Origin of the sequence: Pedobacter steynii, assembly GCF_001721645.1 — a bacterium.
Lineage (GTDB): Bacteria > Bacteroidota > Bacteroidia > Sphingobacteriales > Sphingobacteriaceae > Pedobacter > Pedobacter steynii_A.
In genome coordinates this window covers 6,396,372-6,410,968 of sequence record NZ_CP017141.1, presented here as the reverse complement: position 1 = coordinate 6,410,968, position 14,597 = coordinate 6,396,372, and the positions used below count along the sequence as shown (strand labels likewise).

Annotated in this window: 12 protein-coding genes; 6 read left to right on the top strand and 6 right to left on the bottom strand. The window is 42.2% G+C overall.

Features of this window, described 5'->3' with window-relative positions; genetic code table 11:
* Positions 1-33: 33 nt before the first annotated feature.
* The 3 genes from BFS30_RS26585 to BFS30_RS26575 all read left to right on the top strand — a co-directional run bounded on the left by BFS30_RS26585 (position 34) and on the right by BFS30_RS26575 (position 2,469).
* Positions 34-987, top strand: a complete 954-nt coding sequence (locus tag BFS30_RS26585; RefSeq protein ID WP_069382076.1) for a phosphoribosylaminoimidazolesuccinocarboxamide synthase — start codon at positions 34-36, stop codon at positions 985-987.
* A 184-nt stretch (positions 988-1,171) separates the two neighbouring features.
* The gene (locus BFS30_RS26580; protein ID WP_069382075.1) at positions 1,172-1,558 is read left to right on the top strand and encodes an STAS domain-containing protein; all 387 of its coding nucleotides are present in this window, start codon (positions 1,172-1,174) and stop codon (positions 1,556-1,558) included.
* A complete protein-coding gene (locus BFS30_RS26575; protein WP_069382074.1) occupies positions 1,558-2,469 on the top strand; it encodes a ribonuclease Z in 912 nt (303 codons plus the stop codon). Before BFS30_RS26580 ends, BFS30_RS26575 begins: the two co-directional genes overlap by 1 nt.
* Before the next feature lie 91 nt (positions 2,470-2,560).
* Here BFS30_RS26575 and BFS30_RS26570 read toward each other — a convergent pair whose 3' ends face one another.
* Genes BFS30_RS26570 through BFS30_RS26560 form a run of 3 tightly spaced genes read right to left on the bottom strand, consistent with a single transcriptional unit; the run spans position 2,561 to position 5,288 of the window.
* A complete protein-coding gene (locus BFS30_RS26570; RefSeq protein WP_069382073.1) occupies positions 2,561-3,514 on the bottom strand; it encodes an MlaD family protein in 954 nt (317 codons plus the stop codon).
* A gap of 14 nt (positions 3,515-3,528) precedes the next feature.
* The gene (locus tag BFS30_RS26565) at positions 3,529-4,374 is read right to left on the bottom strand and encodes an N-acetylmuramoyl-L-alanine amidase family protein (protein ID WP_069382072.1); all 846 of its coding nucleotides are present in this window, start codon (positions 4,372-4,374) and stop codon (positions 3,529-3,531) included.
* Positions 4,375-4,409: 35 nt separating this feature from the next.
* Complete coding sequence (locus BFS30_RS26560; RefSeq protein ID WP_237028672.1) at positions 4,410-5,288, bottom strand: N-acetylmuramoyl-L-alanine amidase family protein; 879 nt, start codon at positions 5,286-5,288, stop codon at positions 4,410-4,412.
* Between the two features lie 56 nt (positions 5,289-5,344).
* On the opposite strand from BFS30_RS26560, the gene BFS30_RS26555 reads away from it, so the two are divergent.
* Genes BFS30_RS26555 through BFS30_RS26545 form a run of 3 tightly spaced genes read left to right on the top strand, consistent with a single transcriptional unit; the run spans position 5,345 to position 10,705 of the window.
* Positions 5,345-8,068 (top strand): putative LPS assembly protein LptD, encoded by a 2,724-nt coding sequence (locus BFS30_RS26555; protein ID WP_083252257.1) that lies wholly within the window; start codon positions 5,345-5,347, stop codon positions 8,066-8,068.
* A 10-nt stretch (positions 8,069-8,078) separates the two neighbouring features.
* Positions 8,079-9,326, top strand: coding sequence for a competence/damage-inducible protein A (locus BFS30_RS26550; protein WP_069382070.1), 1,248 nt, complete (start codon positions 8,079-8,081; stop codon positions 9,324-9,326).
* Between the two features lie 50 nt (positions 9,327-9,376).
* Positions 9,377-10,705: a dihydrolipoamide acetyltransferase family protein gene (locus BFS30_RS26545; protein WP_069382069.1), complete on the top strand. Its 1,329-nt coding sequence runs from the start codon at positions 9,377-9,379 to the stop codon at positions 10,703-10,705.
* A gap of 78 nt (positions 10,706-10,783) precedes the next feature.
* On the opposite strand, the gene BFS30_RS26540 is transcribed toward BFS30_RS26545, so the two are convergent.
* The 3 genes from BFS30_RS26540 to BFS30_RS26530 are packed head-to-tail and all read right to left on the bottom strand — an operon-like array spanning position 10,784 to position 14,402.
* On the bottom strand, positions 10,784-12,025 hold the full coding sequence (locus tag BFS30_RS26540; protein WP_069382068.1) for a homoserine dehydrogenase: 1,242 nt from the start codon (positions 12,023-12,025) through the stop codon (positions 10,784-10,786).
* A gap of 7 nt (positions 12,026-12,032) precedes the next feature.
* The gene (locus BFS30_RS26535) at positions 12,033-13,091 is read right to left on the bottom strand and encodes a homoserine O-acetyltransferase family protein (RefSeq protein WP_069382067.1); all 1,059 of its coding nucleotides are present in this window, start codon (positions 13,089-13,091) and stop codon (positions 12,033-12,035) included.
* Between the two features lie 3 nt (positions 13,092-13,094).
* Positions 13,095-14,402 (bottom strand): O-acetylhomoserine aminocarboxypropyltransferase/cysteine synthase family protein, encoded by a 1,308-nt coding sequence (locus tag BFS30_RS26530; RefSeq protein ID WP_069382066.1) that lies wholly within the window; start codon positions 14,400-14,402, stop codon positions 13,095-13,097.
* Positions 14,403-14,597 lie beyond the last annotated feature (195 nt).

The following is a 14,597-nucleotide window of genomic DNA, read 5'->3' as shown; positions in this document are numbered from 1 at the left end:
AGAACAAATAACAACAGCTCTTTGGCAAATACCATGACAGCAATTAAAGAAACAAATTTTAGCTTTCCAAAGCAAACCAATTTTTACAAGGGAAAAGTGCGTGATGTATACACGATCAATAATCAGTTTATGGCCATGGTCGTAACGGATAGAATCTCTGCATTTGACGTTGTACTACCCGAAGCGATTCCTTTTAAAGGACAGGTGCTGAACCAGATCGCTGCTAAATTCCTGAGTTCTACCAAAGATATCGTACCTAACTGGGTAATTGATGTTCCGGATGAAATGGTGACCATAGGCAGGATCTGTGAACCTTTTAAGGTGGAAATGGTGGTGAGGGGATACCTTGCCGGACATGCCTGGAGAGAATACAGTGCCGGCAGACGTAGTGTTTGCGGAGTTGCTTTGCCTGAAGGACTGAAAGAAAATGATAAATTGCCTCAGCCAATCATTACCCCAACTACAAAAGCAGCGGTAGGGCATGATGAAGACATTTCCAGAGCGGATATCCTGGCTAAAGGAATTGTTTCCCTGGCAGACTATGAGCAATTGGAGCAGTATACCTATGCACTTTATGAGCGTGGTACACAAATGGCTGCTGAGCGCGGACTGATCCTGGTAGATACCAAATATGAATTCGGTAAAGTAGGGGAGGAAATCTTCCTGATTGACGAAATCCATACACCTGATTCTTCCCGCTATTTTTATGCGGAAGGATATGCCGACAGACAAGCTACAGATGAGCCTCAAAAGCAATTGTCTAAAGAGTTTGTCCGTAAATGGTTGATCGAAAATGGTTTCCAGGGTAAAGATGGACAAGCGATTCCGGTGATGACACCAGAAATTGTAAATTCCATCTCAGAACGCTATATTGAGCTTTATGAGCAGATCACAGGTGATACCTTCATCAAAAATGAAACTTCAGATGTGGTTCAGCGGATTGAAGAGAATGTGAAAAATTCATTAAACAGGCTTTTAGAAAACTAAACCCTGTTTTTAAATTTATGGTGCTCATCTGAATTGTCGGATGAGCGCCATGATATAAAGCCAAAGCCGGTTGGCACCTTCAGAAACAAATTTTTAGATCGTTAAGAAGGAATTATTAGACCAATCAATATTAAAAACAGATAAAATTAATTACTTTAGCAACACATATAAATAAATCAATATCATGAAATTTTCAGTTGACAAGCATGAAAAGTATGTTGTTTTAAAGCTTAGAGAGACTAAGTTTACAAACGACAATGCCCCTAAGTTAAAATCTGAGTTCATTTTATTGAACGCAGAAGGTTACCATAACATTGTTCTGGATTTATCCGCTATAAAGGAATGTAATGATTCACAGGATCTGAGCAGTCTGCTGGTAGGAGACCGTCTATGCAAGAAAGCAAATGGTTTATTTATTCTTACAGGGGTAAATGGCGTAGTTGCCAAAATATTAGAAATGTCTAATCTGGATCAGTCCCTGACCATTGTGTCTAAACTGGATGAAGCTACGGATCTGATCTTTATGGAAGAAATTGAGAAGGAATTGTTGGGGAGCGTAGATAAAGGTTAATGAAGTTTGAGGTTACTATTTTAGGTAGCAGTTCTGCTACACCTGTATACAATAGAAATCCAAGTGCCCAGCTTTTAAATTGCAATGAAAAATTTTATCTGATCGACTGTGGGGAAGGAACCCAGCAGCAATTGATCAAGTATGGTTTTAAAGCCAGCAAAATAGATTTTGTATTCATCAGCCACCTTCACGGAGATCATTATTTTGGATTGATCGGACTGCTTTCTACCATGCATCTGAATGGAAGGATCAAACCGATTACCTTATTTGCTCCTGCAGCTTTAATGGAAATCCTGGAGCTTCAGTTTAAGCACTCTGAAACGATTCTCCGCTATCCGCTTACCTTTGTACCCATTACTGCAGATTCCCCTCAGCAGATATTTGAGAATTCGGACCTGACGGTATCTACGATTATATTGAACCACAGAATTCCCTGTACCGGTTTCGTTTTCAACGAAAAGAAAAGATTGCGCAAGGTGATCGTTGAAAAACTGGAAGAGGAAAATATTCCTTTGGAATACTATCCATTGCTCAAGAGAGGGGTAGACCTGACCTTACCGGATGGAACTGTATTACTGAATAAGGATTATACCACAGACTCTGATGAGCCCAGGAAATATGCCTATTGCTCGGATACCCTTTGTGATGGCAGTTATTTTGAACTCATTCAGAATTGTGATACCCTTTACCATGAGGCTACGTTTTTGCATGAGATGCTGGAACGGGCAAATCAAACTCACCATACCACTGCTTTGCAGGCCGCAGAAACGGCGATAAAAACAGGAGCTAAAAAACTGCTCATCGGACATTTTTCTTCCAGGTATAAGACCTTACAGCCTTTGCTGGAAGAAGCCAGTCAGGTTTTTGAACACACGCAACTGGCACAGGAGGGAAGTACCTTTTCCATCTGACCTGAAATCAACTGATTAAAAAGAAAAATCAATGACCATAAAAAAAGCCTGCTTAAATTTTAAGCAGGCTTTTCTGTTTGGATAACAATCGTTATTTATCTTTTTTGGCCCCGCCACCGAACACAGAGAAGTGAACGTAACGTTTAGGGTTTTCTTTTAAGTCAATGATCAGCTTATCCAGGTTCTGAGAAGCACTGTTCAGGTTGTCGTACATTTTCGTGTCATTAATCAACAAGCCTAAAGTACCTTTACCCTCATTGATCTTACCAACGATCGCCTGCAGGTCTGCCATTGATTTGTTGGCATTGTCTATGGTTTGTTTGAAGTTCGCTGCCGCTACCTGATCGGTAATGGTGTTGATGTTATTCAGGATACCATTGATCTTTTCATTGTTGTTCTTCAGGTTATTGGAAATGTTCTCTACGTTGGCCAGAATAGCGGAAATCCTGCTGCCTTCAGAGCCTACCAGATTGTCTACTTTTTTAGAAGTAGCTTCCAGGGAAGCCAGGGTAGAAGCAATACTGTTGAAACTTTTGTCTACGTTTTTCTGGAAGTTAGGGTTAAGGATAGAGTTTACACTGGTTAAGATGGAATCCATTTTTGCAATGATCATCTCTGCTTTCTTCTGAACCGGTTGTACCGTTTCCATCAGGCCTTTAGCCACATTTGCATTTAAAGTATCTCCGTCTTTAGCATATACGTTTCCGGTTCCTAAAGCCATCACAATTGCTTTACCACCCAAAAGGTCAATGCTCTCCAGTTTGGCCACACTGTTTTTAGGGATTTCATATTTGCCTTTGATTTTCAGCGTCGCGATAATTGTTCCGTCCGATTGAAGGGTAAGTTTATCTACACGGCCGATCTGATAGCCATTGATTAAAACCGGCTTAGAGACACCCAGCCCGTCTACATGCGAATACCTGGCATACAATACCGTCTCGCTGGAAAAAATGGCATTGCCTTTTAAAAAGTTGTAGCCGATGATTAATAAGGCTATGGAAAAGGCTGCTAGTATGCCTACTTTGGTTTCGTTTGCTATTTTCACGTATGTGTGTTTACTTAATTTACTTCTGTTTGTTTTTTATATTTCTTGACGGCATCAAAGATAGCATTTACGATTTCCGATTGTCCGCTCGCAGAATTCATGTAATTCTCCTCCGCCGGGTTTGATATAAATCCGATTTCCGTTAACACAGCAGGCATTCCAACCCTTTGTAAAATCAAAATCCCCTGCTCTTTTACTCCTCTGTTTACTCTCTTATTGTCGTTAGTGTAGTTGTCCTGAATCAATCTCGCTAATTTCAGGCTCTTATCTCTAAATGTACTCTTAAACAAAGATAGTATAATAAATGTTTCGGGATCATTGGGATCGTATCCGTCGTAGTTTTGTTTGTAGTTTTTCTCGAGTTTGATATCGGCATTTTCCCTGATGGCCACATCCTGCTCATTTAATCGGTGTGTTCCGGCAACGAAAGTTTCTGTTCCACTGGTGGAAGAGTTCTTTACATAAGCATATCTCGGGATCTTTTTACCTCTTTTTCCTTTGGTATAACCGGCTACAACCCTTCTGTCGGGCATAGAGTTACAATGGATGGAAATGAAAATATCTGCTTTGGCATCATTTGCAATTTCGGCCCTTTTATAAAAGTCAACGTCTACATCGGTTTTTCTGGTGTAGAGAATCTTGACTTCAGGCATCTCGTCTTCAAACTTTTTACCCAGTCGGAGGGCAACCTGCAGGGCAACATTTTTTTCTTTAGAGTAACTGCCTGCGGCTCCTGGCTTACCACCTCCGTGCCCGGCATCAATTACAATGGTTTTTACTTTATATCCCTGCGAAAAAGCGAATTCTGAACTTATAAATAATAAAACGGTAAACAAGAATATACTTCTTTTCAATCTCATCAGGCTTAACTCTTTATTTTATCGGTATCTAACTATTATCCTTCTATCTTATGCTGATAGCTTTGTATGGCTTTCAGCAGGCAACTGGTGATCTCCGCCTGTCCGGCTTCTGAGTTCATGTAATCTTCTTCTTCAGGGTTACTGATAAATCCAATCTCTGTTAATATGGCGGGCATTCCTGCCCTGGCTAAAACGGCAAGGCTTTTTTCCTGTACCCCGCGGTTTACACGTCCTACATTAACATATTCGTCCTGAACAAGTTTTGCTAATTTTAAACTTTGTGTTCTGAACGTATTTTTCATCAAAGATAGTATAATATAGTTTTCCGCATTGTTGGGGTCAAAACCTTCATAATTCTCCTTGTAGTTATCCTCCAGGAAGATGGCGGCATTCTCCCGCTTGATTACCTCATCCTGTTCATTGATCCTGCCCATACCGGAAACAAAGGTTTCTACGCCCCGGGTGGAAGTACTTTTTCTGTAGGAGGTTTCTGTAATGGGAATCCTTTTTCCATTGCGTCCTTTCCGGTATCCTGTAACGGTAGAGGAGCGGATTACCGGCATATCATTACAGTGAATGGAGATAAAAAGATCTGCCTTTGCATTATTGGCAATGGCAATGCGTTCATAAAGCGGAACAAAAACATCAGTTGACCTGGTGTAAATCACTTTTACATCCTTCATATTGGCTTCTATCGCTGCTCCAAGTCGTAATGCAGTTTTTAAAGCGACATCTTTTTCTGTTGAATAAGCCCCCCTGGTAGAGCCGTCTCTTCCCCCGTGACCAGCGTCTAATACGATGGTTTTTATTTTATATTCTTGCGTAAATGCCTGATAACTAGTGGTTGTAGCTAATATCAGAGAAATAAATACGATCAAAATTGCATTTGGTCTAAGCAATGGCATATTTTTCATTAATTTTGAACGTTTTGGATTAAACATTAATGCAAAAATAACATTCACACACGAATTTGAAACTTTTAAGCGACATCATTTTTTTAAAACGGCTTGTTTTATTAACAATTGTTAGTATTCCTGCTCTTGCATCTTCTGGTTTTTCCTCCACTCAACAGGTCGTCCCTCAAACAGATACCACTAAAAGGGCCGGGGCAACCGGGCTGAAAAGTAATCCTACGGATACTGCAAAATCCAGTGATAAAATTGAGTACTCTGCTAAGGATTCCACAAAAGTTGATAAAAAAGAAGGTATCGTTTATTTATATGGTCGCGCGAGGGTAGTTTACCAGGGATTAGAACTGGACGCAGATTATATTACCTATAATAGTAAAACAAAACAGATTTTTGCCAGCGGGAAACACGATGCCAAAGGTAAGTATGTGGGCCGGCCGATATTTAAGATGCCCGGACAGGGGAGTTCCCTGGCAGATTCCCTGCGCTACAACACAGAAACGGCAGCCGGAAAAATTTATGGTGTGTTTACCGAGCAGGAAGGAGGCTTTTTCTCAGGCGGACTGGCAAAAAAGCAACCGGATGATGAGATTCACAGTAAAGGACAAACGTATAGTACGTGTAATCTGCCACATCCCCATTTCGGAATTCACATCACAAAAGGGATCGTTACCCAGAATCAGATCATTACTGGTCCGGTTTATTTAAAAATAGAAGATATTCCATTACCGATCGGCTTGCCTTTCGCCTTTTTCCCAAAACCCAATAAGAAGTCGTCGGGTATTATTTTACCCAGTCCCGGTGAAGACTTTACCAGAGGTTTCTTTTTAAGAGATGGTGGATATTATATTGGCCTGAGTGATTATTGGGACGCTAAAATACTGGGTACGATTTTTACAGGGGGCTCTTATGATGTCAACCTGACTTCGACCTACACCAAAAGGTATAAATATAATGGTAATATCATGTTGAGGTACGCCAATACCATCACGGGATCTGAAGGAACAAGAGATTTTGGTAAACAGAAAGATTTTAGCATCAACTGGAACCACAGTCAGAATGCGAATGCGAATCCGGGGAGTAATTTCTCTGCATCCGTGCAGATTCAGACCAGTGGTTACAACAGGAATACTGCCGCGGGGATGACTTATGATCCTCAGCAACTTTCCACCAATATCTTATCCTCTTCGATCTCTTATTCCAAGCTGCTGTTCGGGGATTTATTTAACCTTTCCCTGGCAACAAGGGTAAACCAGAATACGTCTTCGAAAACGGTCGATCTGACTTTACCTGATATCAGTTTGAATATGGCGAGGAGTATTTTTCCTTTTGCCTCCCCTAACAGGGTAGGCGACCAGCGCTGGTATGAAAAGATTTCCATAGGCTACAGCATGAAAAGCAGTAACTCGGTGACTGCAGGAGATAGTATTTTATTCAAGAAACAAATCCTGAATAAGTTCAGAAACGGGATGCAACATAACATCCCGATTCAAATGAACTTTAATGTATTGAAGTACTTCAACTTTGGTACAAGTGTGAACTATACCGAGACCTGGCATTTTCAAACCATCAGAAAAACTTATTTAAAAGCAACCGGAAATGGTGCTGATCTGAGCCGGATAGATACCGTTCCCGGATTTAACCGTTATGGAACTTATAATGTGGGTGGATCGGTTTCGACTAAGATTTACTCTACGGCGCAGTTTTCCAAGATGGGGAATCTGAAAGCAATCAGACATGTCATGACGCCAAGTATTGGTTTTAGTTATGCGCCGGACTTTTCTGATCCTACTAAAGGAAATTACCGGTATGCGGAGTATGACGGATCAAGAGATGCCAATGGGAACCCCATTCGCGTACCTAATCCTTCTTATAATGCAACTACAAATAATACGGTACCTCAATACCTGACTTATGCGCGCCAGGAGGGGATGTTATACGGTGGGCCACCTATGGGAAGATCAGCCTCCCTTTCTTTCGGGATACAAAATACGGTTGAAGCAAAGGTGCTGACCCCGAAGGATACTACCGGAAAAGGAGAAAAGAAAGTACCGATCATCAATAACTTATCCATCACCAGTGCCTATAATTTCCTGGCGCCAAGAAATAACCTGGCTGACTTTAACATCACAGGTAGTACGCCTTTTACCGATAAATTTCAGGTGAATTACAATGCCGTGCTGAATCCTTATTACGTGAAGGATGAATATGATCCGATCAATAATACCGCAAAGACCTATACAAATACGTATACCTGGCAGAGAGGGCAATTGCCACGTCTGACCTCCTTCGGCTTATCATTTGACTATAGTCTGAATCCGGAAGCCCTGAAGAGGAAAAATATCAATGAACAGGATCAGCGTGAGCAGAACATTCAGAAAGGAATGACACCTGAACAGGCGGAAGCGATGGCCCTGGTAAGCCGTGATCCAAACGCTTTTGTGGACTTTAAAATTCCATGGAACTTTGCTTTCAGATACAGTTTCAATTACTCTACGGATAGATTAGGACTGAACAGCAGAATCAACAATAGCCTGACCTTTAACGGAGATGCAAACATCACTCCTAAATGGAAGGTGACATTTGACTCTGGATGGAATTTTGAGACCAATAATTTCTCCATTACCCGTTTTGGTATCTACAGGGACCTGCATTGCTGGGATATGAGTTTCAGCTGGATTCCTTTTGGTACGCAGCAGATGTATTCAGTGGACATCAAAGTGAAAGCTTCTGTATTACAGGATCTGAAGCTGAGCAAGAGAAAGAATTACTATACGAGATACTAAAACTATTGATATGCTGGCGGAAATTATAACCATAGGTGATGAAATCCTGATTGGTCAGATTGTAGATACGAATTCTGCATGGATGGCGAAACAACTGAACCTGATCGGGATGAAAGTGAAACAGATCACCTCCGTATCTGACGATGCTGATCATATTATCGAAGCCTTGCAGGAGGCAGAAAAAAGAGCGGATGTCATCTTGATTACGGGTGGATTAGGGCCGACAAAAGACGACATCACCAAGGTGACGCTCGCTAAATATTTCAATATGGGTTTCAGAAGAGATGAAGAAACGCTAAACCATGTTATGGAAATCTTTGCCCGTGTTAACAGGCCTATGATAGACCTGAACAGGAAGCAGGCCGATGTGCCTGACCGGTGTACGGTGATCAAAAATAAAAACGGAACAGCTCCATGTATGTGGTTTGAGGAACATGGAAAAATATTTGTATCCATGCCGGGTGTTCCCTTTGAGATGATGTATTTAATGGATGATGAAATCATTCCAAGAATCCGGAAGTCCTTTAAATTACCAGTCATTTATCATAAGACCATTCTGACTTCAAATATCGGGGAGTCCTTTCTGGCGGTGGAAATTGAAGAGATTGAAGACCGCCTGCCTGCCCATATTAAACTGGCTTACCTGCCCAGACTCGGACAGGTACGTTTAAGGTTAAGCAGTACGGGAACGGATGAGGTGCTGCTGAAAGAAGAGGTAGAAGTATATGCACAACAGATGATTGCTAAAATCAGAAAGTATGTAGTTGCGGAGGAAGATATCGCCTTGGAAAAAGCTATCCTGAACTTTATGGAGCAGCGTAAACTAACACTTTCCACTGCAGAAAGCTGTACGGGAGGATATATTGCACAGCTGATCACACAGCATCCGGGATGTTCTTCTGTCTATGAAGGAGGAGCAGTGACCTATTCTTATGAACTTAAAAAGTCTGTTCTTGGTGTTTTGCAGGAAACGCTGGAAAAATATGGCGCCGTAAGTGAGGAAACGGTTAAAGAGATGGCTTTAGGTGCAATAAAACATTTTAAAACAGATTATGCAGTAGCCGTAAGTGGCATTGCTGGTCCGGACGGAGGTTTACCCGATAAACCTGTCGGAACTGTCTGGATAGCAGTGGCCCATGCAAAAGGGGTAGTGGCAAAAGTATTCAGTTTTGGCAACAAAAGAGCACAGAATATTGAACGTTCTGCAAGTGCTGCATTGTCAATGATTTTGAATGAACTCCAGCAACATGAGGATTAAGTGTCCGAAATACTTTACTTTTGTACCTGATACCAATCATAAAATAAAAAATGGCTCAATACGAATTATTGTTACCTAAAATGGGGGAGAGCGTTGCGGAAGCAACCATAATCAAATGGGTGAAACAACCAGGAGATATGATAGAATTGGACGATACGATCTTGGAAATTGCTACAGATAAGGTAGACTCTGAAGTTCCATCACCAATCGCCGGTAAATTAATCAAACAGTTATTCAAGGAAGACGAAGTGGTTCAGGTAGGTGTAGTAATTGCAATTATCGAAACAGATGCCAATGCTGCTGCAACACCAGCTGAAGCTCCGGTAGCGGAGCCTGAAGCGGAGGTAACGACTGCAGAAATTCCAGGTACAGATCAGTTGCCTTCAAATGAGGAGGTACAAACACCAAAGCAAAGCAGTTCAGATCGTTTTTACTCTCCATTGGTAAAAAATATCGCAGCTCAGGAAAATATTTCAATGGCTGAACTGGATGGCATCGCAGGTACAGGAGCAGAAGGACGTTTAACAAAGGATGATCTTTTAAATTATATTCAGCAAAAAACAGGTGGTGCTGCACCTATAGCTACAGCAACGGCTGCACCGGTAGTAACGGCAGTCAACCATCAGCCAGCTCCCTCTAAGCCGGTACAACCGGTGGTAAGTGTGAATGGTGGTGACGAAATCATTGAGATGGACAGGATGCGCAAGCTGATTGCCGATCATATGGTGATGAGTAAGCACAATTCCCCCCACGTGACTTCTTTCGTGGAAGCGGATGTAACCAATATGGTATTGTGGCGTGAAAAAGTGAAACGCAATTTCGAGAAACGTGAAAATGAGAAAATCACTTTTACACCAATCTTTATTGAGGCGGTAACTAAAGCAATTAAAGACTTCCCGATGATCAATGTTTCTGTTAACGGAACACAGATCATCAAGAAAAGAGATATTAATATCGGTATGGCAGCGGCTTTACCAAGCGGAAACCTGATTGTTCCGGTGATCAAAAATGCGGATCAGCTAAACCTGGTCGGTTTAACCAAATCGGTGAATGACCTGGCGGTACGTGCACGCAACTCAAAACTTAAACCTGATGAAACTCAGGGCGGAACATTTACGCTGACCAATGTAGGCTCTTTTGGAAATGTGATGGGAACTCCGATCATTAACCAGCCTCAGGTGGCAATCCTGGCTGTGGGGGCAATTAAAAAGAAGCCTGCAGTACTGGAAACGGAATTTGGCGATGTCATCGCCATCCGTCACATGATGTTCCTTTCTTTATCTTATGACCATAGGGTAGTAGATGGTGCTTTAGGCGGATCCTTTGTACGCAGAGTGGCTGATTACCTGGAAAGCTGGGACATTAACAGAGAAATCTAAGGATTTCTATAAAATGATTGAAAACGTAAAAGGCCCCGAATTCCGGGGCCTTTTTACGATCAAAACGAATTGTTATTATTAATTAAAAAGTATTTCTTCTTCTGTAACCGTCTGGATCTGTTGCTCAGTATAGGTGTATCTGCCGGTATGGGCAATAAATACGTCTTTCTGCTCCAGTAAATTGCGGTTGGCCAATAAGCTTTTTAAGCTGACACTTCCGATTACATATTTGTAATCCTGACGGGAGAAACGTTCTACAATGTTCTCTACCTGTAATTTCTCCACGGTATATTCATGGACATAACGCAGGTAAACTTCGATATTTACATTGTCAGTATGGATCAGGCCGTTTTGCTGGTGGTATTTCTTGTACTCATAACGGTAATCATATCTTAAGGCAGCGATATCGGAAAGTACTGCTGCTCCCGTAGGGTGTCCGCCTGCGCCTTTTCCGAAAAAGAATTGTTTATCTGCAAAGGCAGCCTGAACGGTTACCCCATTGTATTCATTCTCTACGTTGTAAAGGAAATCATCAGATTTCACAAACTTAGGCAATACATAAGTAACTACCTGTTTGGTGCTGATTTTGCGTGCTGTTGGAACAAGCTTGATCTTGAAGTTCTTCTCTCTTGCATACCTGATGTCGTTCTCACTCAGGTTCTGAATGCCGATATTGAGGATTTTATCAGGATTGATGAACAAACCATAAGCGTGTGCAGTGGCGATGGCCAGCTTGAACTTAGGGTCGTAACCTCCCACATCCAGGATCGGGTCGGTTTCTGCGAAACCAAGGTCCTGAGCCTGTTTTAAAGCCACACCATATTCCAGGTTTTCATTGAAAATTTTAGACAGGATATAATTGGAAGAGCCGTTAAAGATGCCACTGATGCCATGAAGTAATTCATTGTCATAGTACTCTTCCAGGTTTCTGATGATTGGAATACTGCCACATACCGCACCTTCGTAAAGTAGGGAAGCGCCATGTTTTTCCTGTAATTCTACCAGTTCTGCCAGGTGATTGGCAATCATTTTTTTATTGGCGGAAACGACATTTTTGCCGCTGATTAAGGCACGTTTGGTAATGTTAAAAGCAACATCTGCATCGTCGATCAGTTCGACAATGGTATTGATCTCTTCGTTATTTAAAATCTCGTCGTGATTGGTAGTGAAAAGGTTGGCGTCTAAACTACGTTTCTTATCCGGGTTTTTGATAGCGATTTTAATGATTTCCAGGTTCAGTTCCTGACCACGAATAATGTCGTGCAATCCCTGACCTACCACTCCAAATCCAAATAAACCAATTTTAAGTTTCTTGCTCATCTAAGTACTATGCTGTTTTATGTAATTTAATTATTTTCTTGTTGCTGCTTTCTTTCAGGAAATTGCCAATCACATTGGTCAGGATGTCGGTTTCGATCAGGAAACCATCATGTCCGTAAGCAGATTTGATGCTATGAAATGCGGCATCAGGAATGTGTTTGCTTAAAAATTCCTGCTCTGAGATCGGGAACAATACATCGTTTTCTACCCCAATCACCAGGGTGTTTGATTTTACAGTAGCCAGCGCTTCTGTTACGCTTTTCCTGCCTCTTCCCACATTATGACTGTCCATCGCTTTGCTGAGGTACCAGTAACTATAGGCATTGAAGCGCTTACATAGTTTTTCACCCTGGTAGTTCTGATAGGAAGATGCCCGGAAAGAACCGGTCTTATCGTTCACACTTTCCAGTTGTGTATCGGTATAGGCATCGTAGGTACGGTAAGACAATAATGCGATGCTTCTGGCAGTTTTTAATCCTTTCAGTCCACCGTCCGGCTTCTGTGCAAAAAAACTTCTGTCGGTACTGATGGCTAGACGCTGGCTCTCATTGAAGGCGATTCCCCATGGAGAATGTACCGCATTGGTGGCTACCAGGATCAGGTTTTCTATTGCAGAGCCATCTGTGATTGCCCATTCCAGTGCTTGTTGCCCTCCTAATGAACCACCGATTAAAACTTTGATGTCTTTTATTCCCAGGTGCTCTGCCAGCAAACGGTGTGCAGAAACCAGGTCACGTATGGTAAATTCAGGAAAAGAAAGGTAATAAGCCAAACCGGTTACTGGGTTAATGCTCAGTGGATTGGTGCTTCCGTAATGGGAACCTAATACATTCGCGCAAATGATAAAATGTTCTTCCGGATTGAACAGGTCGTTGTTACCAAAAAGGCCTTTCCACCAGTCCAGCACGTCTGAATTTGCTGTCAAAGCATGACAAGCCCAGATGACATTGTCCTTCTTTGCATTTAATTTTCCATACGTCTGATAAGCCAGTTCTATTTTACGCAATTTCTTGCCACTCTCCAGCTTGAAAGTTTTGGTATGGGTATATGTTGATATAGTGCTCATTGTCTATTTTACGTTGATTGCTGCAAATGCCTGTTCGAAATCCGCTTTAATGTCGTCGATATGTTCTATTCCTACAGACACCCGCAATAAATTGGGGGTAACTCCGGCAGCAATCTGCTCTGTTTCGCTCAGCTGCTGGTGGGTAGTGGCAGCAGGCTGGATGATCAGTGTTTTTGCATCCCCTACGTTTGCGAGGTGGCTCACCAGTTTCAATTGATCTACCAATGCGGTAGCCTGGGTTTTTTCTCCATGAAGTTCAAAGGACAATACCGCTCCGAATCCATTCTGCAGGTATTTTTTAGCATTTGCATGATAAGGGCTGCTTTCCAGGCCGGGATAATTGACACTTTTTACCGCTTCATGATTTTCCAGCCAGGTGGCTAAAGCAAGCGCATTGTCTACATGGCGTTGTACACGGAGAGAAAGCGTTTCCAGGCCCTGGATCAACAGGAAAGAGTTGAAAGGGGAGATGGCAGGACCAAAGTCCCTCAGACCTTCTACGCGGGCACGGATGATAAACTGGATGTTTCCAAATGGACCACCGATACCGAATACATCGTTAAATACCAATCCGTTATAACCTTCGGAAGGTTCAGTAAATTGTTTGAACTTACCATTTCCCCAGTTGTAATTTCCACCGTCAACGATTACTCCACCAATGCTGGTTCCATGTCCGCCGATCCATTTGGTGGCCGATTGAACGACGATATGTGCGCCATGTTCTAATGGGCGGAACAGGTATCCGGCAGCGCCGAAGGTATTGTCTACAATTAAAGGAAGGTTATGTTTCCCGGCTATTGAAGAGATCTTTTCAAAATCTGCGATGCTGAAAGAAGGGTTTCCGATGCTTTCCAGGTAAAGGGCTTTGGTATTCTCGTCGATCTTTGCTTCGAAGTCCGAAGCATCGTCGCCATTTGCAAATTTCACTTCAATTCCCAAACGTTTAAAGGCAACCTTGAACTGGTTATAGGAACCACCATATAAATGAGAGGAAGAAACGAAGTTGTCTCCGGCTTCCAGGATGTTATTCAATGCAATGAATTGAGCGGCCTGTCCAGAACTTACGGCCAGGGCAGCAACACCACCCTCTAAGGCGGCTACACGTTTTTCAAAAACGTCGGTGGTAGGATTCATAATCCTGGTATAGATATTTCCGAATTCTTTTAAAGCAAAGAGGTTGGCTCCGTGCTCAGAGTTTTTGAATCCGTAAGAAGTAGTCTGGTAAAGTGGAACGGCTCTTGAACCTGTTGTGGGGTCGATTTCCTGACCTGCGTGTATCTGAAGGGTTTCGAATTTATGGTTGGCTGACATGTTGTGTTCTTTTAATCGTTTGGTAAATAGGGTTTTGAGACTCCTGCTTATGCGGTATTGTGGCATAAGGGGATATAGCTGTTTAGCGTACCTCAATTGAGGCCTTCCGGATGGATCAAGAATGCAAAAGGAAGATTTTGTCGGTTATTGTATGCAACAGCACATACAAATCGTACGCTGCGGGCAACAATAATT